This is a genomic window from Pseudoxanthomonas sp. SORGH_AS_0997 (genome assembly GCF_031453535.1).
Taxonomy (GTDB): Bacteria; Pseudomonadota; Gammaproteobacteria; order Xanthomonadales; family Xanthomonadaceae; genus Pseudoxanthomonas_A; species Pseudoxanthomonas_A winnipegensis.
Map to the genome: position 1 here is coordinate 2,164,096 of NZ_JAVIZI010000001.1, position 18,231 is coordinate 2,182,326.

An 18,231-nucleotide genomic window follows, 5' to 3' on the forward strand; every position below is an offset into this window, starting at 1 on the left:
ACCCAGATCCCCGCGCCTTCGGCGCGCCCCCTTGACTCAAGGGGGCTCTCCACCAGTGGGCTTGCTGGGCGCTGGAGGTGGCATGCGGGGTGCAGCGTCGGAGATTTCCGACGTGATTTGTAGTCGATGCCCGGCCCTGCGCCGGGCATTGCGTATCTGGGGGATGAGACCGCGGCCCGGTATCCTGTACGCATGCAGGAACGTGCGCTAGAAATCCTCCACCGGGTGTTCGGACACCCTGGTTTCCGCGGCGAGCAGGCCGCCATCGTCGAGCACCTGGCCAGCGGCCACGACGCCCTGGTGCTGATGCCCACCGGCGGCGGCAAGTCGCTGTGCTACCAGGTGCCGGCGCTGCTGCGCGAGGGCACGGCGATCGTGGTCTCGCCGCTGATCGCGCTGATGCAGGACCAGGTCGAGGCGCTGCGCCAGCTGGGCGTGCGCGCCGAGTTCCTCAACTCCTCGCTCGAGGCCCAGGCCGCCCAGCAGGTCGAGCGCGACCTGCTGTCCGGCGAGCTGGATCTGCTGTACGTGGCACCCGAGCGGTTGCTGACCCCACGCTTTCTGTCGCTGCTCGATCGCGCACAAGTGAGCCTGTTCGCCATCGACGAGGCGCACTGCGTGTCGCAGTGGGGCCACGACTTCCGCCCCGAGTACCGCCAGCTCACCGTGCTGCACGAGCGCTGGCCGCAGGTGCCGCGCATCGCGCTGACCGCCACCGCCGACCCGCCGACCCAGGCCGAGATCGCCGAGCGCCTGCAGCTGGAGGACGCGCGCCGCTTCGTCAGCTCCTTCGACCGGCCCAACATCCGCTACACCGTGGTACAGAAGGACAACGGCCGCCGCCAGCTGCTGGACTTCCTGGAGGACCACAAGGGCCAGGCCGGCATCGTCTACTGTATGTCGCGCAAGAAGGTCGAGCAGACCGCCGAGTTCCTGCGCGAGAAGGGCTTCGACGCCCTGCCCTACCACGCCGGCCTGGATGCGCGGCTGCGCGCCGAGAACCAGCGCCGCTTCCTGCGCGAGGACGGCATCGTCATGTGCGCGACCATCGCCTTCGGCATGGGCATCGACAAGCCGGACGTGCGCTTCGTCGCCCACACCGACCTGCCCAAGTCGCTGGAGGGCTATTACCAGGAAACCGGCCGCGCCGGCCGCGACGGCGAGCCCGCCCAGGCGTGGCTGGCCTATGGCCTGGGCGATGTGGTGCTGCTCAAGCAGATGATCGAACAGGGCGAGGCCGCCGAGGAGCGCAAGCGCCTGGAGCGGCGCAAGCTCGACCAGCTGCTGGGCTACTGCGAATCGATGCAGTGCCGGCGCCAGGTGCTGCTGGCCGGCTTCGGCGAGACCTACCCGCAGCCCTGCGGCAACTGCGACAACTGCCTGACCCCGGCCGCGACCTGGGACGCCACCGAGGCCGCGCGCAAGGCGCTGAGCTGCGTGTACCGCACCGGCCAGCGCTTCGGCGCGGCGCATCTGATCGACGTGCTGCGCGGCGCCGACACCGAGCGCATCCGCCAGCTCGGCCACGATCAGCTCACCACCTACGGCATCGGCAGCGATCTCGACGCGGCGACCTGGCGCGGCGTGTTCCGCCAGCTGGTGGCCGCCAGCGTGCTGGAGGTCGACGCCGAAGGCCACGGCAGCCTGCGCCTGACGCCCTCGGCCAAGCCGGTCCTGCAGGGCCAGCAAACCCTGCTGCTGCGCAAGGATTCGCCCAAGCTGCGCCAGCGCAGCGGGGGCACCAGCCCGGCCGCGGCCGAGGTCCCCGAGACCGACCAGCCGCTGTTCCAGGCCCTGCGCCGCCTGCGCGCGCAACTGGCCAAGGAGCAGAACGTGCCGGCCTACGTCATCTTCCACGACGCCACGCTGCGCAACATCGCCCAGCAGCGCCCGACCGACCTGCGCGCCCTGGCGCGCGTGGGCGGCGTAGGCGGCAGCAAGCTGGACCGCTATGGGCCGGCGCTGATCGACGTGGTCCGCGAGGCGGGCTGACGCCCGCCCCTCCCTTCACCGACCCGGACTGCCCCCATGAGCGGCTACTGCGCGATCGCCCCCGGCCACCCGATCCACGGCGACTACCACGACACCGAGTACGGCTTTCCGCAGCGCGAGGAATCGGTGCTGTTCGAGCGCCTGCTGCTGGAGATCAACCAGGCCGGCCTGAGCTGGGAGACCATCCTGCGCAAGCGCGTCGCGTTCCGCGCCGCCTACAGCGGCTTCGACGTGGACCAGGTGGCCGCCTACGGCGAGGCCGACATCGCGCGCCTGCTGGCCGACGCCGGCATCATCCGCAACCGCCTCAAGGTGCTGGCCGCGATCCACAACGCCCAGGTCATCCAGACCCTGCGCGCCTCGCACGGCAGCTTCGCCGCCTGGCTGGACGCCCACCACCCGCTGGAAAAAGCGGACTGGGTGAAGCTGTTCAAGCGGACCTTCCGCTTCACCGGCGGCGAGATCACCGGCGAGTTCCTGATGAGCCTGGGCTACCTGCCCGGCGCGCACCACGAAGGCTGCCCGGCGTTCGCCGCCGCGGCCAGGCACAAGCCGGCGTGGATGCAGGCGAGCAAGCCACTGAGGTCGGCGAAGACGAAGAAGTAGCGCCAGCGCTTGGATCACTTGGCCTAAGCCACCCTCCCCGTGGACAGGGGTCCTTCGTCGTTCGCGTTGTCCCATCATTCCGGGAACGCGTGCAACGCGTCGCGACTCCCCTCCGTCATTCTCGCGAAAGCGCACAGCGCGTCGTTCACTTTCTTCCGTCATTCCCGCGAACGCGGGAATCCAGGGACGTTGCTCCTTTCGCTTTTGCTGCCGCTCTCCCGTCCCGCAACGTGCGGCGAAGAGACCGGGACAGAAATCGCGGAGCCCCAGACGACAGAACCCACTTGAGTACGCGGTGTCCCTGAAAAGAACAGCACCGCCCCACAAATCACGTGGAATGACGAACCTTCAAAGCATGAGGGATGATGCCTGAGGGCAGGCCAATACAGGCAGGCTCAAAAGCAAAGCGCAACGTCCCTGGATTCCCGCGTTCGCGGGAATGACGGCCCGGGTACTCAGGCGATCCGAGACTTCGAACCCCCTCAACGGGGATGTGACCTGCCAGCAAGCCCTTCGCGGATGAAGCGACCGTGGAAGGAGCGGCCCACGCCCGCGATGCCCATAGCGTCAGAGCCCCGGCGCGAGGCTGAGCCTTTCCGCGATGCCTAGCCTCTTCACCTTGCCCGCGCCTGGCGCAGGCAACACTGCAGGCATGACGATCAGGGTCGGCATTTCCGGCTGGCGCTATGCGGGATGGCGCGGCAGGTTCTATCCCGAAGGGCTGGTGCAACGGCGCGAGCTTGAATATGCGTCGGCGATGTTTCCCAGCATCGAGCTCAACGGCTCTTTCTATTCTCTGCAGTCTCCCTCCAGCTGGGCGCAATGGGCGGAGCAGACGCCGGAAGACTTCGTGTTCGCGGTCAAGGGGCCTCGCTTCGTCACCCACGTCAAGCGCCTGCGGGATATCGACCGGCCGCTGGCGAACTTCTTCGCCTCCGGCCTGCTGCGCCTGGGTACGAAGCTGGGGCCGCTGCTGTGGCAATTCCCTCCGAATCTGGCTTTCGACGAGACGCTGTTCGCTGCGTTCTTCGACCTGCTGCCGCGGGACACCGACGCAGCGCTGGCGCTGGCCCGGCGCCGGGAGCCGCGGATGGCCGGCCGCTGCGCCCTTCCGCAGCAACCGCTGCGCCGGCTGCGCCACGCGGTCGAAGTACGCCATGACAGCTTCGCCGATCCGCGTTTCGTCCGTCTCCTGCGACGCCACAACGTCGCGCTGGTGGTGGCCGACACTGCCGGCCGTCATCCCTATGCGGAGGATGTCACCGCCGACTTCGTCTACATCCGCCTGCACGGCGATACGGAACTGTATGCCAGCGGCTACAGCGATGCCGCGCTCGACCGCTGGGCGGCTCGGATCCGGCGTTGGGCGAACGGCGGTGAAGCGGCCGATGCACGCAAGTTCGCTTCGCTGGCCCCTCCGCGCAGGTCATCGCGCGATGTCTACTGCTACTTCGACAACGACGCCAAGGTCCACGCCCCCTTCGATGCGCAGTCCCTGCGTCGGCGAATCGAAGCCTGATCGCCAACACACTGGCAGGCGCGAAGCGGCAGGTGATTGGTGGATACCAGGTCAGTCCACCGCTACGAGGCGCCCGCGGGACATCACACACCCATATACCGATGCGGCCGGTGGTTGAACATCAGCACCAGGCTGAGCACCACCGCCCCCAGCGCGGAGTACAGCACCTTCGACGGCGCCAGCGTGAAGCAGGCCACGCCCATCAGCACCGCATCGAAGGTCATCTGCACCTTGCCCGCGCTGATGCCGCGCGTGCGCTGCAGGTAGACGGCCAGGATGCCCACGCCGCCCAGGCTGGCGTGGTGGCGGATGAAGAACAGGATGCCCATGCCGACCAACGCGCCACCGACCAGCGCCGAGTACAGCGGCGTCATCTGCGCGTACGGTGCCCAGTGCGGCAGCAGGTCGGTGAGCACGCCGCAGGCGCCGACCGCCACGAAGGTCTTGAGGGTGAACTCCCAGCCCATGCGCCGCACCGAGAGCCAGTAGAACGGCAGGTTCACCAGCACGAACATCAGACCGAAGTTCCAGCCGAAGGTGTAATGCGCCAGGAAGGCCACGCCCGCCATGCCGCCGATCATCAGCCCGCCCTTGGCGAACACCGCCAGCCCCAACGAAGCGGTCAGCGTGGCCAGCACCATGCCCTGCACGTCTTCGGCCACGGAGTGGTGGAACGCCCGATCATCGACCGCCGTGCCTTCCGAATCCGGCGGCGGCGTCAGCGGCCCCGAGGTGACCACCACGCCCCGGCGGCGAATGATCGGCGCCGCCATCGTCCAGGCCGATCTCCTGCGCAGGCGTATCGAGGGCAGAAGCGTCGGAAGGCGGCTTGGCAGGTGTCACGGCGGGCGGCAGCAGGAAGGGGCGCGTGCAGTTTAGCGAGCCAAGTTCCGACTTTCGTTACGCCGGAAACCGCTTAGCCCGGATCCGGCAGCAGCAAGCCGACCAGGGCCAGCGCACAGAAGAGGAAGCCAAACGCCACCAGAATCCAGGCTCCCCAGGACAGGGGATCGTCGGCGCAGATCTCTTCGCTGCTGGCCAGGTGGGCCGCGCGCACCCGCAGGTTGACCCAGAGCACCGGAAGCGGCGCAAGCAGGGAGATCATCCAGATGGGATGCGGCAGGCGCGAGGTCACGCAAAGGATGAAGTACAGGAACGCCATCAGCCCGCCATTGAGCTGCGGAGCTCGGCGCCCCATCCGCTTGGCGAGCAGATCTTCCATCTGCTCGAAGCAGAAGTAGGCGGTGATGCCCGAGAAAATCGCGCGCGGTACCGGCCAGAGATCGACCTGCCGGGCGCGCCGCAAGGCGACCCAGTTGCGGTAGAACCAGATGATGAGATAGAGGCCCAGCGTGCCAAAGGACAGCAGCAGGAACTTCCAGGTCGCCGGCGCATAAAGCAAAGGCACCGTCCTGGACGGGCCGGCGGACACACTGTCGAGCGGCGCCCGAGGCGCCTGATACGGATTTTCCGCCTGTAGTTCCATCAACATCCCCTGTCGTCAGTGGCGGCGCCCCTTGGGCACCACGGTTCCTTGAATCGGCGACTCAGCGCGCCTCGGCGACCTCAACGCCGTCCAGGCCCTGGGCCAGGGTGCGCGCGTCGCCGCCCTGAGCCAGCTTGATGCGCAGGCGCACCTCGTTCTGCGAGTCGGCGTAACGCAGGGCGTCCTCGTAGGAGATCTCGCCGGCCTGGTAGAGCTCGAACAGGCTCTGGTCGAAGGTCTTCATGCCCAGATTGGTGGACTCCTTCATCACTTCCTTGAGCTTGTGGATCTCGCCGTCGCGGATGTAGTCCTGGATCAGCGGCGTGCCCAGCATGATCTCCATCGCCACCCGGCGCGCCTTGCCGTCGGGGGTCGGCACCAGCTGCTGGGCGACCACGCCCTTGAGGTTGAGCGAGAGGTCCATCAGCAGCTGGCTGCGGCGGTCCTCGGGGAAGAAGTTGATGATGCGGTCCATCGCCTGGTTGGCGTTGTTGGCATGCAGGGTGCACAGCACCAGGTGGCCGGTCTCGGCGAAGGAGATGGCGTGGTCCATGCCCTCGCGGGTGCGCACCTCGCCGATCATGATCACGTCCGGCGCCTGGCGCAGCGTGTTCTTCAGCGCGTTCTCCCAGCTGTCGGTGTCGATGCCGACCTCGCGCTGGGTGATGATGCAGCCCTCGTGCTTGTGCACGAATTCGATCGGGTCCTCGATGGTGATGATGTGGCCGGTCGAGTTCTGGTTGCGGTAGCCGATCATCGCCGCCAGCGAGGTCGACTTGCCGGTGCCGGTGGCGCCGACGAAGATGATGATGCCGCGCTTGGTCATCGCCAGGGTCTTGATGACCGGCGGCAGGTTGAGCTCATCGACGCTGGGGATCTTGGTCTCGATCCGGCGCAGCACCATGCCCACCTGGTTGCGCTGGTAGAAGCAGCTCACGCGGAAGCGGCCCACGCCGGCCACGCCGATGGCGAAGTTGCACTCATGGGTCTTCTCGAACTCCTCGCGCTGGGCGGGGGTCATGACGTTGAGCACCAGGTCGCGCGACTGCTGCGGCGTCAGCGGCGTCTGCGTGATCGGGGTGAGCTTGCCATGCACCTTGATCGACGGCGGCATGCCCGAGGTGATGAACAGATCCGACGCCTTCTGATGCGCCATCAGCTTGAGGAACGAGGTGAAGTCGATGGCGCTCATGCGTGCTCCTTCGGAGCTGGGAATCGGGATTGGGGATTCGGGATTGGGAGGAGCGGGCGACGCCGGGATCGGGAAGAGGACCGCTTTTACGAATCCCCAATCCCGAATCCCCAATCCCCACTACTCGAACAACCGCTTGTCCTTGGCGTATTCCTTGGCCTGGTGGCGCGTGATCTGGCTGCGCTTGACCAGGTCCTGCAGGTGCTGGTCCAGGGTCATCATGCCGTACTGCTGGCCGGTCTGGATGGCCGAATACATCTGCGCGACCTTGTCCTCGCGGATCAGGTTGCGGATGGCCGGGGTGCCGACCATGATTTCCCAGGCGGCGGTGCGGCCGCCGCCGACCTTCTTCAGCAGCGCCTGGCTGATCACCGCGCGCAGCGATTCGGACAGCATCGAGCGCACCATCGGCTTCTCGCCGGCGGGGAACACGTCGATGATGCGGTCGATGGTCTTGGCCGCCGAGCTGGTGTGCAGGGTGCCGAACACCAGATGGCCGGTTTCCGCGGCGGTCAGCGCCAGGCGGATGGTCTCCAGGTCGCGCAACTCGCCGACCAGGATGTAGTCGGGGTCCTCGCGCAGCGCCGAGCGCAGCGCTTCGTTGAAGCCGTGCGTGTCGCGGTGCACCTCGCGCTGGTTGATCAGGCACTTCTGCGAGGTGTGGACGAATTCGATCGGGTCCTCGACGGTGAGGATGTGGCCGTATTCGCTTTTGTTGATGTAGTCGATCATCGCCGCCAGCGTGGTCGACTTGCCCGAGCCGGTCGGTCCGGTCACCAGGATCAGGCCCTGCGGCTGCTGCACCATCTCGCGGAACAGCGGCGGGCAGGCCAGGTCCTCCAGGGTCAGCACCTCGGACGGGATGGTGCGGAACACCGCGCCGGCGCCGCGGTTCTGGTTGAAGGCGTTGACGCGGAAGCGCGCCAGCGAGGGGATCTCGAAGGAGAAGTCGACCTCGAGGAATTCCTCGTAATCGCGGCGCTGCTTGTCCGACATGATGTCGTAGACCAGCGCGTGGACCTGCTTGTGATCCAGGGCGGGGATGTTGATGCGGCGCACGTCGCCATCCACGCGGATCATCGGCGGCAGCCCGGCGGACAGATGCAGGTCCGAGGCCTTGTTCTTGACCGAGAAGGCCAGTAGTTCGGCGATATCCATGCGTCTGGTTTGCCCCTGTGGAAAGTGTTGCGAACTGGAACCCTACATCCCCGAAAGGCAGTATAGCGCCCTTCCCGACACTGCCAACGGGCCTGTTTACCGTGCTTTCCGAGCGTCTGAGCGACACCCTGAACAGGCTGCGGAACGCAGCCGACGCGGCCAAGCGGCCCATGCCCACGCTGGTGGCCGTGTCCAAGTTTCATCCGGCGCAGGCGGTGGCCGAGTTGGCCGCCGCGGGCCAGCGCGTGTTCGGCGAGAACTATGTGCAGGAGGCGCAGGCCAAGCGGGCCGAGCTGTCCGCGCTGGCGCTGGAGTGGCATCTGATCGGCCATCTGCAGTCCAACAAGGCGGTCCTGGCGGCGGAGCTGTTCGACTGGGTGCAGACGGTTGACCGGCCCAAGCTGGTCGCGGCTCTGGCGGCGGCGCGCTCGCCGCAGCGCGGGCCGCTCAACGTGCTGATCCAGGTCAACATCGACGATGAATCCAGCAAGCATGGCTGTGCGCCCGAAGCAGTCGAGTCGCTGGCCGAGGCGATCGCCGCGCAGCCGCGGCTGGCGCTGCGCGGGCTGATGGCGATCCCGGCGCCGCACGAGGATCCGGCGCTGCGCCGGGCCGCGTTCGTGCGCATGAAGCAGCTGTTCGATGCGCTGGCGGCGCGCCACGCCGGCGTGGATACGCTGTCGATGGGGATGAGCGAGGACTGCGCGCTGGCCGTGGCCGAGGGCGCGACCATGGTGCGGGTAGGCACCGCCCTGTTCGGCGCGCGGCCGGTCAAGGCCTGACGCTTGGTGGGAGCCACTGTCTCTCAAATCTCGCAGCCGCCTGCGTGTAGAGCGGAGCTTGCTCCGCTGGGGCCTTCCCACGAACCGAACGAAGAGCAGCGGAGCAAGCTCCGCTCTACAGGTAAGAGCCGCCCTCGTGGCCTTTTTGGCCAATTGCGGCGCGAGGCTCTACCGGGAAAGCCTCATCGCCGCCATGGCGGCTCCCACAGGAGCAAGGCGAAGCGACTACATGAATGCGCCACGCCGCGCCGCAATGGATACGTTGTCGATGGGGATGAGCGAGGACTGCGTGCTGGCCGTGGCTGAGGCCCGACCATGGTGCGGGTGGGTACCGCCCTGTTCGGCGCGCGGCCGGTCAAGGCCTGACGCTTGGTGGGAGCCACTGTCTCTCAAATCTCGCAGCGGTCTGCGTGTAGAGCGGAGCTTGCTCCGCTGGGGCCTTCCCACGAACCGAACGAAGAGCAGCGGAGCAAGCTCCGCTCTACAGGTAAGAGCCGCCCTCGCGGCCTTTTTGGCCAATGGCGGCGCGAGGCTCTACCGGGAAAGCCTCATCGCCGCCATGGCGGCTCCCACAGGGGGAAGAGGCTTCAAAGAGGAAAGAGGTCCTAAAGGGGGCTCCCACATCGGTGCGCCGGGAACGGCGATAATCCGGGCGATCCTTCACCGCACCGGGCATCAGGCCGCCATGACCGTATCGAGTTCCGAATCCGCAGCGCCGGCCGTCGACACGGTCGCCTTCATCGGCGGCGGCAACATGGCGCGCAGCCTGATCGGCGGGCTGATCGCACGCGGGGCGGCGCCGGCCAGCATCCGCGTGGCCGAGCCGGTGGCCGAGCTGCGCGATGGCCTGGCCCGGCAGTTCGGCGTGCAGGTGTTCGCGGAGGCCGGCGAGGCCGTGCAGGGCGCCTCGCTGTGGCTGTTCGCGGTCAAGCCGCAGGTGATGCGCGGGGTGTGCGAAGGCCTGGCCACTGCGGCGCAGTCGGCCAAGCCGCTGGTGGTCTCGATCGCCGCCGGCATCACCGCCGCGCAGCTCTCGCGCTGGCTGGGTGGCGAGGTCGCGGTGGTGCGCGCCATGCCCAACACGCCGGCGATGCTGGGGGCGGGCGTGACCGGTCTGTTCGCCACGCCGCAGGTCGACGACGCCGGGCGTGCGCGCACCGATGCCCTGCTCTCCAGCGCCGGCCCGACCGTGTGGATCGACACCGAGGCGCAGATGGATGCGGTCACCGCCGTGTCCGGCAGCGGGCCGGCCTATGTCTTCCTGCTGGCCGAGGCGATGGAGGCGGCCGGCATCGCCCAGGGCCTGCCCGCCGAAGCGGCGCGTGCGCTGACGCTGCAGACCGTGCTCGGCGCGGCGCGCATGCTGACCGAGGCGGGCGAACCGCCGGCCGAACTGCGCCGGCGCGTGACCTCGCCCAACGGCACCACCCAGGCCGCGATCGAGACCTTCCAGGCCGGTGGCTTCGAGGCGCTGACCGCGCAGGCCATCGCCGCGGCCGCGCGGCGCGGCGGCGAACTGTCGGCGGCCAACGACTGATCGCCGTGCCGGCGCGTCTGCCCTCGCGCTTGGTCCTGCCGCTGGCGAGCCTCCTGGCGCTGGCCGCATGTTCGGGCGGGCAGGCGCCGCAGCGCGTGCAGCCGGTGGCGCCGGTGGACAGCGTGCGCACGCTGGGCGCGCTGCAGGTGCGCTACAACGCGCTGCCCAGCCTGGCCCTGCCCGAATCGGCCGCCCAGGCCTACGGACTGGACCGCGGCGCCGGCCGGGCGCTGGTGATCGTGGCGCTGCGGCAGCGGCGGGGCGACGACGAGGTGCCGGTCCAGGGCAGCGTGCGCGGTGTGGCGGTGGATCTGTCCGGCCGTCGCCAGCAGATCACCTTCAAGCCGTTGCGGACCGGCGATGCGGTCGATCAGGTCGGCAGCGTGGAGATCAGCCCGCGCGACACGCTGCGCTTCGAGCTGGACGTGGCCAGCGACATCGGCGGCGGTCCGCTGCGCTTCGAACGCAGTTTCTGAAGCGCCCTCGAAGGCGGCCCTACTCCACCTGCCACCGCTGCGGGCCATCGCCCTGGGCGCCCAGCGCATCGCCCGGATTGCTCAGCCGGCAGCGGCGCAGGGACAGGCAGCCGCAGCCGATGCAGTCGGTGAGCTGGTCGCGCAGCTGGTGCAGGGCGAGGATGCGCTGATCCAGTTCGTGCTTCCAGGCGGCCGACATGCGTGCCCACTCGGCCCGGGTCGGCGTGCGCGATTCGGGCAACGCGTCGAAGGCGCGACGCACCGATTCCAGCGGCACGCCCACGCGCTGGGCCACGCGGATCACCGCCAGACGCCGCAGCACATCGCGCCGGTAGCGCCGCTGGTTGCCGGCGGTGCGCAGGCTGCGGATCAACCCCTTCTTCTCGTAGAAGTGCAGCGCCGACACCGCCATGCCGCTGCGCTGGGCCACCTCGCCGACCGCCAGTTCCTGCATGGCTTGACCTCAAGCAAAGTTGAGGTTGCATGCTGCCGTCCCCGCCGCCGCCAGGCAAGCGTGTCCGCCGCGGCGCCTAGAGAGCAAAGTTTGCATGCGTGCTTCCGTTTCGACTTCCACGCCCGAGCAGGGCATCGCCGTCACTTCGGTCCTGGCGCCGCGCTACCGGGCCACCACGCTGGGCATGGTCGCGCTGGTCTCGCTCAGCGCCTTCGAGGCCCTGGCCATCGCCGCGGCGATGCCGACGGTGGCCACGGCGCTGAACGGACTGCCGCTGTATGCCTTCGCCTTCGGCAGCACACTGGCCACCAGCGTGGTCGGCATGACCGTGGCCGGGCGCTGGTGCGACCGGCGCGGCCCGGCCGGTGCGCTGTGGGGCGGGCTGGCCTGCTTCGTCGTGGGCCTGCTGCTGGCCGGGTTGGCGATCGGCATGCCGATGCTGATCGCCGGGCGCCTGGTGCAGGGCCTGGGCGCCGGCGCGCTGTCGGTATCGCTGTACGTGCTGGTCGGCCGGCAGTATCCGCAGGCGCTGCGGCCGAAGATCTTCGCGGCGTTCTCCGCGGGCTGGGTGGTGCCCTCGCTGATCGGTCCGGCCTTGAGCGGGCTGGTGGTCGAGCACCTGGGCTGGCGCTGGGTGTTCCTGGCGGTGCCGGTGCTGGCGCTTCCGGCGGCCTGGCTGCTGCGTCCCGCGCTGGCGGCCCTGCCCGCGTCGAAGCAGGCGGGCGCGCCGGGACATGCGATCGGCTGGGCCGTCGGCGCGGCGATCGGCGTATGCGCGCTGTCAGTGGCCGCCCACCTGCCGGGCGCACGCGCCGCGCTGGTGCTGCTGCCCGCCCTGGCGCTGCTGCTGGTCAGCGTCTGGCGGCTGCTGCCGCGCGGCACGCTGCGCGGGGCGCGCGGGCTGGCCAGCGTGATCGGCCTGCGCGGCGTGGCCGCGGCGGCGTTCTTCGGCAGCGAGGCCTTCCTGCCGCTGGTGCTGGGCCAGGCCCACGGCCTGTCGCCCACCCGGGCAGGCATCGCGCTGAGCGTGGGCGCGCTGGGCTGGTTCTGCGGTTCGTGGTTCCAGGGTCACCAGACGCGCCTGCGTCGCCAGACCCTGGTGCGCGCCGGCTGCGCGCTGCTGGCGATCGGCGTGGCCACCACCGTCGCCGCGGCCTGGCCGGCGCTGCCGGTCCTGGTGCCGATCCTCGGCTGGGCCTGCACCGGACTGGGCATGGGCCTGCTCTACGCCAGCCTGTCGGTGCTGACCCTGTCGCTGTCGCCGCCGGCCGAGCAGGGCCGCAACAGCGCCGCGCTGCAGCTGTGCGAAGCGGTGACGGTGGCCACCATGCTGACCATCGGCGGGGCGGTGTTCGCCGCCCTGCTGGCGCGCGCGCCGCTGCTGGCGCATGCGGCGCCGTTCGCGCTGTCGCTGGGCTGCGCGGGCGTGGCGCTGTGGCTGGCGCGCCGCACCGGCGCCGCCTGAGCGTCAGCGCGTTCGGCGGCTCCAGGCCTGGATGATCGCGGCGATCGCCTGCACGCCGTCGGTCAGCGCGGCCGGGCCGGGCTGCAGGATCAGCGGCGACTTGATCTCGTGCAGCTGGCCCTCGCGCACCGCGGGGATCGCGTTCCAGCCGGGCCGCGCGGCCACCTGCTCGGGGCGGAAGCGCTTGCCGCACCACGAGCCCAGGATGATGTCCGGCGCCGCGGCGATCACCGGCGCGCCATCGGCCAGGATGCGGCCCTTGGCCAGCGGCTCGCGCGACAGCGCGGGGAAGGCGTCGCGGCCGCCGGCGATCTCGATCAGCTCGGCCACCCACTGGATGCCGGTGATCAGGGGCTGGTCCCATTCCTCGAAGTACACCATCGGCCGCTGCGACAGCGACGCGGCCTGCGCGCGGATGGCATCGAGGCCGCGCTCGAGCGCGCCGGCATACGCCTCGGCGCGCGCCGCGCAGCCGACCAGCGCGCCGAGCCGGCGCACGTAATCGACGATGCCGGCCACGCTGCGGTGATTGGCGATCCACACCTCCACGCCGGCCTTGACCAGGGCGGCGGCGATCTCGGCCTGGATGTCGGAGAAGCCGATCGCCAGGTCCGGCTTGAGCGCCAGGATCTTGTCGAGGTTGGCGCTGGTGAACGCGGCGACCTTGGGCTTCTCGCGCCGCGCCTGCGGCGGGCGCACGGTGAAGCCGCTGATGCCGACGATGCGCGCCGATTCGCCCAGCGCGTACAGCGTCTCGCAGGGCTCCTCGGTGAGGCAGACGATGCGGCGCGGGCCGATCGCCATCAGGCCTCGTCGTCCAGCGACATGCGGAAGTACACCACGCGCTCGGTCTCGGCGAAGCCGCACGCGGCATGCGCGCGCTGCGCGGCCACGTTGTCCAGCGCGGTGTCGGAGGCCAGCTCGGTACAGCCCTGTGCCTGCGCCCAGTGCCGCACCGCCGACAGCAGCGCGCGTCCGACGCCCTGACCGCGCCAGTGCGCATTGACGTACCAGCCCTCCAGGAAGGCCACCGGCGAGCTGTCGGTGCCGTTGACGTAGTCGTTGCGCAGCGCGGCCTCGGCGAAGCCGACCGCCGTGCCGTCCGCGGCGAAGGCCAGGAAGTTGCCGGCCTCGGCGCGCTGCAGCGCCTCGGCCACGTGCGCGCGGGCGTCCAGGTCCTGGTCGGGCCACAGCTCGCCCTGCAGGCTGGCCCAGGCGCGCAGGTCCTGCGCGCTGGCCGGGCGGATCGAGAACGCGGCGCTCAAGACAGCGGCAACAGGACGGTCGGCCGGTGCCCCGACAGGCGCCGCAGGCGGGCGATCAAGGAAACAGCATCCGCTTGGACCAGTGGCCGTCCGGCGCGCGCTTATAGCGCCAGCGCTCGTGCAGGCGGAACCTGGCCCCGTACCAGAACTCGAAGCTGTCCGGCACCACGCGAAACCCGGTCCAGCCATCCGGACGCGGCACCGGGCCGCCGTCGAACTCGGCCTCGACCTGGGCCAGGCGATCGTGGAATTCGGCCGCGTCCTTCAGCGTGTGCGACTGCGCCGAGGCCCAGGCGCCGAGCTGGCTCTCGCGCGGACGCGTGGCGAAGTAGGCATCGGCCTCGGCATCGGTGACCAGCTGCACGGCGCCTTCGATGCGCACCTGGATGCCGGCCTCGCGCAGCGTGCGCCACAGCAGCAGCAGCGCCGCGCGCGGATTGGCCTGCAGCTCGCGGCCCTTCTGGCTGTCCAGATGACTGTAGAACACCAGGCCGCGCGCGTCGTGCGCCTTGAGCAGCACGGTGCGCAGCGAGGGATGGCCGTCCAGCGTGGCGGTGGCCACGCTCATGGCGTTGTACTCGGGCTCGGTGCCGCTCTGGCGGGCTTCTTCGTACAGGGCCGAAAAGGTGTTCAGGGCTTCGGCGTACAGATCGACTTGCACTTCGCTCATCTGGTTGGATACGGCAGCGGCCCGCAGGCGGTGCGCTATTGTCGCGCGATGACGCATCCCACGCACGGCTTCCCCGATTCACTGGTATCCGCGGCGCTGCGCAGCGCGCGTGCGCTGCCGCAGGCGGTGCCGGTCTGGGGCCTGTCGGCGCTGCAGGGCACCGGCAAGTCCACGCTGGCCGCGCAGCTGGCGCAGGCCGCGCAGCGCGAAGGCCTGCGCAGCGCGGTGCTGTCGCTGGACGACTTCTACCTGACCCGCGCCGCGCGCCAGGCCCTGGCGCGCCAGGTGCACCCGCTGCTGGTCACCCGCGGCCCGCCCGGCACCCACGACCTGCCGCTGGCCCTGCACACGCTGCAGGCCCTGCGCGAGGGCCGCCCGGTGGCGCTGCCACGCTTCGACAAGCTGGCCGACGACCGCGCGGCCGAATCGACCTGGCCGCGGCTGGACGGGCCGGTGGATCTGGTGATCTTCGATGGCTGGTGCCTGGGCACGCCGGCCCAGGCGCAGGCCGCCCTGGTGGCGCCGATCAACGCGCTGGAGCGCGACGAGGACCGCGACGCCACCTGGCGCAGCCACTGCAACGCCGCCCTGGCGCGCGACTACCCGGCGCTGTGGCGGACCTGCGACGCGCTGTGGTTCCTGCAGCCGCCGGGCTTCGAGCATGTCGTGGACTGGCGCTGGCAGGCCGAAAAAGGCCTGCAGGCCGAGCATCCCGAGCGCAGCGCCATGACCCGCCCGCAGCTGGAGCGCTTCGTCCAGCACTACGAGCGTGTCAGCCGCCAGGCGCTGCGCACCCTGCCGACGCTGGCCGACCACGTGGTCCGCGTGGACGCGCAGCGGCGGGTGATCGCCGGCTGAGGCCGCAGTTTCGCCTGCAACGGCCGTGGCCGGCGCGCGCGAGGCGCCAGTATCATCCGGAGCGATGAATCCCGCCCCCAACCTCGTGATGGTCGGCCCGATGGGCGCCGGCAAGACCTCGATCGGCCGCCGCATCGCCGAACGCTTCGGCCTGCGCTTCGTCGATGCCGACCACGCCGTGGTCGAGGCCGCCGGGTCGAGCATCCCGGAGATCTTCGAGCACGAGGGCGAGGCCGGCTTCCGCGCCCGCGAACGCGCGGCGCTGGCGCAGCTGCTGGCCGGCGAAGGCCAGGTCGTGGCCAGCGGCGGCGGCGCGGTGCTCGATGCGGACAACCGCGCGCTGATGCAGGCGCGCGGCTTCGTCATCTACCTGCGCGTGGACGTGGAGACCCAGCTGCGGCGCGTGGCCCGCGACCGCAACCGCCCGCTGCTGCAGAACGTCGACCGCCGCCAGGTGCTCACCGACCTGATCGCCGTGCGCGATCCCCTCTACCGCCAGGTCGCCGACCTGGTGCTCGACGCCGACCGCCTCACGCCGGGCGAAGCCACCGCCGCCCTGGTCGGTCGGCTGGCGCGCGACTGGCAACCCACCGGAGCTTCCACCGCATGACCCCCGCCACCCAGACCGTCCACGTCGGCGGCGACGCGCCCTACGCCATCCACATCGGCCCCAGCCTGCTGCGCGCCGGCGCGGAACTGGCCCAGCACGTGCGCGGCCGCCATGCGCTGCTGGTCAGCGATACCCACGTGGCACCGCTGTACGCCGACGCGGTGGCGCAGGCGCTGAGCGAGGCGCGCCCGGAGCTGCAGCTGGCGCGCTTCGTGCTGCCGGCCGGCGAGGAGTCCAAGACGCTGGCCCACTTCGGCGCGGCCATCGAGGCGCTGGCCGAACTGGGCGCCACCCGCGATGCCTGCGTGTTCGCCCTGGGCGGCGGCGTGGTCGGCGACCTGGCCGGCTTCGCCGCGGCCTGCTGGATGCGCGGGGTGGACGTGGTCCAGCTGCCGACCACGCTGCTGTCGATGGTCGATTCCTCGGTGGGCGGCAAGACCGCGGTGGACATCCCGCAGGGCAAGAACCTGGTCGGCGCCTTCCATCCGCCGCGCGCGGTGTTCGCCGACACCACCGCGCTGACCACGCTGCCGCCGCGCGAGCTGCGCGCCGGCCTGGCCGAGGTGGTCAAGTACGGCGCGCTGGGCGATCCGCTGTTCTTCGAGTGGCTGGAGGCAGAGCACACCGCGCTGCTGGACGGCGATGCCGGCGCGCTGGCCACCGCCATCGCACGCAGCTGCGAGGCCAAGGCCGCGATCGTGGCGCGCGATCCGCTGGAGAAGGGCGAGCGCGCCCTGCTCAACCTGGGCCATACCTTCGGTCACGCCATCGAGACCGAACAGGGCTACGGCGGCGTGGCCAACGACAACCTCAACCACGGCGAGGCGGTGGCCGTGGGCATGGTGCTGGCCGCGCGGCTTTCGGCCAGGCTGGGCATGAGCGAGGCCGCCGACACCGAGCGCCTGATCGCGCTGCTCACCGCCTGCGGCCTGCCCACCGAGATCCCGCCCGGTCTGTCGCCGCAGGCCCTGCTGGCGCGCATGCGCCTGGACAAGAAGAACATCGCCGGCCGCCTGCGCCTGGTGCTGTGGCGCGGCATCGGCAGGGCCGAGGTGGTGCCCGACGTGGACGAGGCCCAGGTACTGCCGGTGCTGGCCGGCATGGGCTGAGCCCAGGCCGCGCCGCTAGAGGCTGCCCTCGCGCTCGATCACCAGGATCCGCGCCGCGCCCTGCGGATGGGCGACGTGCTCGGTGCCTTCCGGCGCGTGGAAGACATCGCCGGCTTCCAGCAGCGCGGTCTGCTCGGCTCCATCCTGGCGCCAGTGCATCCGCACGCGTCCGTCGAGCACGGCGAAGACCTCCTGCCCGTCGTTGACGTGCCAGACATACGGCTGGTCGGTCCAGTGCAGGCGCACGCCGACGCCGTCGAGCCGCGCGATCGGCAAGGCCTCCCAGGCGCGCGTCCCGGTGAAGTCGCGGCTGCGGATCACCGTCGGCGTCGGCTCGGTCGTGGCGGCCCGCGCGCGCTGGTGGGAGCTCAGCACATTGTCCGGCTGCAGCGCCTGGCCGGCCTGCAGCGCCGCGATCCAGGCCTCGGTGCTCACCACGGCGGCGAAGTTGCTGTGGAAGACCACACTGAAGATGCGGTGGATCTCCTCCGCGCTGGCCTGGCCGGCGGCGTTGGCGTAGGGCAGCGCGCCGCTGGCATCGCCGAGCACTTCCACGTGCAGGCCGCGATGGAAGGCCTCGAAGACGCTGGACGCGTTGCAGTTGTGGGTCATGTAGCCGACCACCGTCACGGTATCGATGTCGCGCGCGGCCAGCCACGCGGCCAGGTCGGTGGCGGTGAACACGCTGGGATGCGCCTTGAGGAGGTGGTGATCGCGCGGGCGGGCCGCCACGTCCGGATGCAGCGCCCAGGTGTCGCTGCCATCGGCGAACACCGGCGCCTCGGCCGCCATGGTGTGCTGGACCACCACCACCGGCACCCCCTGTGCGCGGGCGGCGTCGATGGCGCGGACGATGTTGGGCAGCGATGCGGACACCGGCGGGTGGGCGATGCGCAGCTGGCCGGTGAAGTATTCGTTCTGGACGTCGATGACCAGCAGAGCGCGACGGGGAGCGGGCATGGCGGCAGCCTTTCGTTAAAGAAGGCGGCCAGTCTGGGCATCGGTCGCGGGGTCGACGAGTGGCCCGATGTGCGACTTTCGATAGAATCGGG

The 18,231-nt window shown here is 70.3% G+C and carries 19 protein-coding genes; 10 read left to right on the plus strand and 9 right to left on the minus strand.

The genetic code is table 11. From position 1 onward, the window contains the following. The first annotated feature begins 192 nt into the window (after positions 1–192). The 3 genes from recQ (at position 193) to QE438_RS09580 (ending at position 4,117) form a co-directional block, all read left to right on the plus strand. The gene (gene recQ, locus QE438_RS09570; RefSeq protein ID WP_306996052.1) at positions 193–1,992 is read left to right on the plus strand and encodes a DNA helicase RecQ; all 1,800 of its coding nucleotides are present in this window, start codon (positions 193–195) and stop codon (positions 1,990–1,992) included. Positions 1,993–2,028: 36 nt separating this feature from the next. Beyond that, positions 2,029–2,598: a DNA-3-methyladenine glycosylase I gene (locus QE438_RS09575; protein ID WP_306996049.1), complete on the plus strand. Its 570-nt coding sequence runs from the start codon at positions 2,029–2,031 to the stop codon at positions 2,596–2,598. 652 nt (positions 2,599–3,250) lie between these two features. Further along, positions 3,251–4,117 carry a DUF72 domain-containing protein gene (locus QE438_RS09580; RefSeq protein WP_306996047.1) on the plus strand — a complete coding sequence of 289 codons (867 nt, stop codon included), beginning with the start codon at positions 3,251–3,253 and terminating at the stop codon, positions 4,115–4,117. 83 nt (positions 4,118–4,200) lie between these two features. Here QE438_RS09580 and QE438_RS09585 read toward each other — a convergent pair whose 3' ends face one another. The 4 genes from QE438_RS09585 to QE438_RS09600 form a co-directional block, all read right to left on the minus strand. Further along, positions 4,201–4,890, minus strand: a complete 690-nt coding sequence (locus QE438_RS09585; protein WP_309733771.1) for a YitT family protein — start codon at positions 4,888–4,890, stop codon at positions 4,201–4,203. Between the two features lie 143 nt (positions 4,891–5,033). After that, positions 5,034–5,603, minus strand: a complete 570-nt coding sequence (locus QE438_RS09590; protein ID WP_306996045.1) for a hypothetical protein — start codon at positions 5,601–5,603, stop codon at positions 5,034–5,036. Between the two features lie 61 nt (positions 5,604–5,664). Beyond that, complete coding sequence (locus QE438_RS09595; RefSeq protein WP_130517187.1) at positions 5,665–6,795, minus strand: PilT/PilU family type 4a pilus ATPase; 1,131 nt, start codon at positions 6,793–6,795, stop codon at positions 5,665–5,667. Positions 6,796–6,915: 120 nt separating this feature from the next. Further along, positions 6,916–7,953, minus strand: a complete 1,038-nt coding sequence (locus QE438_RS09600; protein ID WP_130517185.1) for a type IV pilus twitching motility protein PilT — start codon at positions 7,951–7,953, stop codon at positions 6,916–6,918. Between the two features lie 128 nt (positions 7,954–8,081). Between QE438_RS09600 and QE438_RS09605 the strand changes: the two genes are divergently transcribed. From QE438_RS09605 to QE438_RS09615, 3 genes are all read left to right on the plus strand, one after another. Next, a complete protein-coding gene (locus tag QE438_RS09605; protein WP_306996381.1) occupies positions 8,082–8,735 on the plus strand; it encodes a YggS family pyridoxal phosphate-dependent enzyme in 654 nt (217 codons plus the stop codon). A 685-nt stretch (positions 8,736–9,420) separates the two neighbouring features. After that, positions 9,421–10,272: a pyrroline-5-carboxylate reductase gene (gene proC / locus QE438_RS09610; RefSeq protein ID WP_306996041.1), complete on the plus strand. Its 852-nt coding sequence runs from the start codon at positions 9,421–9,423 to the stop codon at positions 10,270–10,272. 5 nt (positions 10,273–10,277) lie between these two features. Continuing rightward, positions 10,278–10,748, plus strand: a complete 471-nt coding sequence (locus tag QE438_RS09615; RefSeq protein WP_306996040.1) for a DUF4426 domain-containing protein — start codon at positions 10,278–10,280, stop codon at positions 10,746–10,748. A 19-nt stretch (positions 10,749–10,767) separates the two neighbouring features. On the opposite strand, the gene soxR is transcribed toward QE438_RS09615, so the two are convergent. Continuing rightward, a complete protein-coding gene (gene soxR, locus QE438_RS09620) occupies positions 10,768–11,202 on the minus strand; it encodes a redox-sensitive transcriptional activator SoxR (RefSeq protein WP_130517177.1) in 435 nt (144 codons plus the stop codon). Between the two features lie 94 nt (positions 11,203–11,296). On the opposite strand from soxR, the gene QE438_RS09625 reads away from it, so the two are divergent. Next, entirely contained in the window at positions 11,297–12,667 is a 1,371-nt protein-coding gene (locus QE438_RS09625) for an MFS transporter (protein WP_306996036.1), read from the plus strand. A gap of 3 nt (positions 12,668–12,670) precedes the next feature. On the opposite strand, the gene QE438_RS09630 is transcribed toward QE438_RS09625, so the two are convergent. Genes QE438_RS09630 through pdxH form a run of 3 tightly spaced genes read right to left on the minus strand, consistent with a single transcriptional unit; the run spans position 12,671 to position 14,602 of the window. Further along, complete coding sequence (locus tag QE438_RS09630) at positions 12,671–13,465, minus strand: ABC transporter substrate-binding protein (RefSeq protein WP_306996379.1); 795 nt, start codon at positions 13,463–13,465, stop codon at positions 12,671–12,673. Positions 13,466–13,470: 5 nt separating this feature from the next. Beyond that, complete coding sequence (gene aac(6') / locus QE438_RS09635; protein WP_306996034.1) at positions 13,471–13,932, minus strand: aminoglycoside 6'-N-acetyltransferase; 462 nt, start codon at positions 13,930–13,932, stop codon at positions 13,471–13,473. Positions 13,933–13,987: 55 nt separating this feature from the next. After that, positions 13,988–14,602 carry a pyridoxamine 5'-phosphate oxidase gene (pdxH, locus tag QE438_RS09640; RefSeq protein ID WP_306996032.1) on the minus strand — a complete coding sequence of 205 codons (615 nt, stop codon included), beginning with the start codon at positions 14,600–14,602 and terminating at the stop codon, positions 13,988–13,990. A 48-nt stretch (positions 14,603–14,650) separates the two neighbouring features. On the opposite strand from pdxH, the gene QE438_RS09645 reads away from it, so the two are divergent. From QE438_RS09645 to aroB, 3 genes are all read left to right on the plus strand, one after another. Further along, positions 14,651–15,460, plus strand: a complete 810-nt coding sequence (locus QE438_RS09645; RefSeq protein WP_307183948.1) for a kinase — start codon at positions 14,651–14,653, stop codon at positions 15,458–15,460. Positions 15,461–15,524: 64 nt separating this feature from the next. Continuing rightward, a complete protein-coding gene (locus QE438_RS09650) occupies positions 15,525–16,070 on the plus strand; it encodes a shikimate kinase (RefSeq protein ID WP_130517171.1) in 546 nt (181 codons plus the stop codon). Further along, positions 16,067–17,179, plus strand: a complete 1,113-nt coding sequence (gene aroB, locus QE438_RS09655) for a 3-dehydroquinate synthase (protein WP_306996030.1) — start codon at positions 16,067–16,069, stop codon at positions 17,177–17,179. The genes QE438_RS09650 and aroB overlap by 4 nt, the downstream gene beginning before the upstream one ends. 15 nt (positions 17,180–17,194) lie before the next feature. Here the strand turns inward: aroB and QE438_RS09660 are convergent, their stop codons facing one another. Next, entirely contained in the window at positions 17,195–18,139 is a 945-nt protein-coding gene (locus QE438_RS09660; RefSeq protein WP_306996028.1) for an isochorismatase family protein, read from the minus strand. Between the last annotated feature and the right edge of the window lie 92 nt (positions 18,140–18,231).